The organism is Mycobacterium sp. KBS0706 (genome assembly GCF_005938675.2).
Classification (GTDB): domain Bacteria; phylum Pseudomonadota; class Alphaproteobacteria; order DSM-16000; family Inquilinaceae; genus Inquilinus.
In genome coordinates, this window is sequence record NZ_VCCH02000249.1 from 1 (window position 1) to 2,059 (window position 2,059).

A 2,059-nucleotide genomic window follows, 5' to 3' on the forward strand; every position below is an offset into this window, starting at 1 on the left:
TCGGCGGGCGCTGCCGGAGCCGGACGGCGATGCCTATGCCCGGCCGGCCTATGAGCCTCCCAGAGGTGAGACCGAAGACATATTGGCGCGGCAATGGCAGGAACTGCTCCGGGTCGAGCGCGTCGGACGCAACGACAACTTCTTCGAACTCGGCGGTCATTCGCTCCTGGCCGTGCAACTGATGGAGCGTCTGCGCACCCTCGATCTCGGCATCGGCATTCGCAGCCTGTTCGAAAGTCCGACCCTGGCCGGGCTGGCTGCAACCGCGGGCGCCGACTGCCAGGTGCCGGCGCCGGAGAACGTGATCGGCCCGCTCACCACCACGATCACGCCGGGCATGCTGCCGCTGATCGACCTGACCCAATCGGATATCGACCGCATCGTCGCGCAGGTTCCGGGAGGGGTGTCGAATATCCAGGATATCTACGCGTTGTCGCCGTTGCAGGACGGCATTCTGTTCCATCATCTGCTCGCGGCGGACGGCGATCCGTATCTGATGGTGGCGCGAATGCGCTTCGCGGACCGCGCCCTGATGGACCGCTACATCGACGCCGTGCAGCAGGTCGTCGATCGCCACGACATCCTGCGCACCGCCTTCGTCTGGGAGGGCTTGTCCGTTCCGGCCCAGGTGGTGTGGCGGCGGGCGCCGCTCAGCGTCGCCGATCTCGAGCTCGATCCGGCGGGCGGGCCCGCCGTCGAACAACTGACCCGGAGGTTCGATCCCCGTCGGTATCGAATGGACCTCACCCGAGCGCCGCAACTCCAATTCGTCGCGGCCAGGGAGCCCGAGACCGGGAGCTGGCTGTTGCTGGTGCTGCAGCATCACCTGACCGGGGATCATTCCACGCTGGAGATCCTGCAGGCCGAGATCGATGCCGTTCTGGCCGGGCGTCAGAGCGATCTGGGGCCGGCGCAGCCGTTCCGCAATCTGGTGGCCCAGGCCCGTTTCGGTGTGTCGCAGGAAGAGCACGAGCGCTTTTTCCGCGAGATGCTCTCCGAGATGGAGGAGCCGACCACGCCGTTCGGCCTTGCCGACGTGCATCTCGACGGCAGCGATATTGATGAAGCGCACCGGATGCTGCCGCAAAGCCTCAATGACCGGCTGCGCGCCCAGGCGCGGCGGCTGGGCGTGAGCCTTGCCAGCCTGTGCCATCTCGCTTGGGGGCAGGTGATCGCCCGGACCGCCGGGCGCGAGCGGGTGGTGTTCGGAACCGTGTTGTTCGGGCGCATGCAGGCAGGAAGCGGCGCCGATCGAGCCATGGGGATGTTCATCAACACCCTCCCCTTGCGGCTGGATCTCGACGGAACCGGGGTCGAGGAGAGCGCGCGACGGGCTCACGCAAGGTTGGCGGGGCTGCTGCGCCACGAGCATGCCTCGCTGGCTCTGGCCCAACGCTGCAGCGGCGTGGTCCCGCCAACCCCTCTGTTCAGCGCGCTTCTGAACTATCGGCACAACAGCATATCGAACGCCGGGAAGACCGGTCCGGCAGCGGGGATCGAGTGGCTCGGCGCAGAGGAACGGACGAATTATCCCTTCGGCCTGTCGGTGGAGGATTCCGGCGATGCGCTGGGCTTGACCGCGCAGGCGGTCAGGCCGCTCGCACCGGATTGGATCTGCGCGGCCATGCAGCGGGTGCTGGAGGCCATGGCCGATGCGCTCGAGCGCGCGCCCGGAACCCCGGTGCGCGACCTTGACCTTCTGAGTATCGAGGAGCGGGCTCGTCTGCTGTCAGGGTGGAATGCGACGGGTCGGGCAGTGGCTGCCGGGACGGTGCCGGATCTGTTCGAGGCGCAGGTGTGCCGGACGCCGGATGCGGTGGCGCTGGTGCATGGCGGTGAGGTGGTGAGCTATGCGGAGCTGAACCGCCGAGCGAACCGCCTGGCGCATGTGCTGATCGGGCGGGGGATCGGCCCGGAGAGCGTGGTGGGGATAGCGCTGCCGCGGTCGGTGTCGATGGTGGTGTCGGCGCTGGGTGTGCTGAAGGCGGGAGGAGCATACCTGCCGCTGGATCCGGAATACCCGTCGGACCGGCTGGGCTACATGGTGTCGGATGGGGGG

General features: G+C 67.8%; 1 protein-coding gene. It reads left to right on the forward strand.

Annotation, left to right across the window (positions count from 1 at the left end):
* A partial coding sequence (locus tag FFK22_RS41570; protein WP_143956986.1) for a condensation domain-containing protein occupies window positions 1-2,059 on the forward strand: 2,059 nt, incomplete at both ends.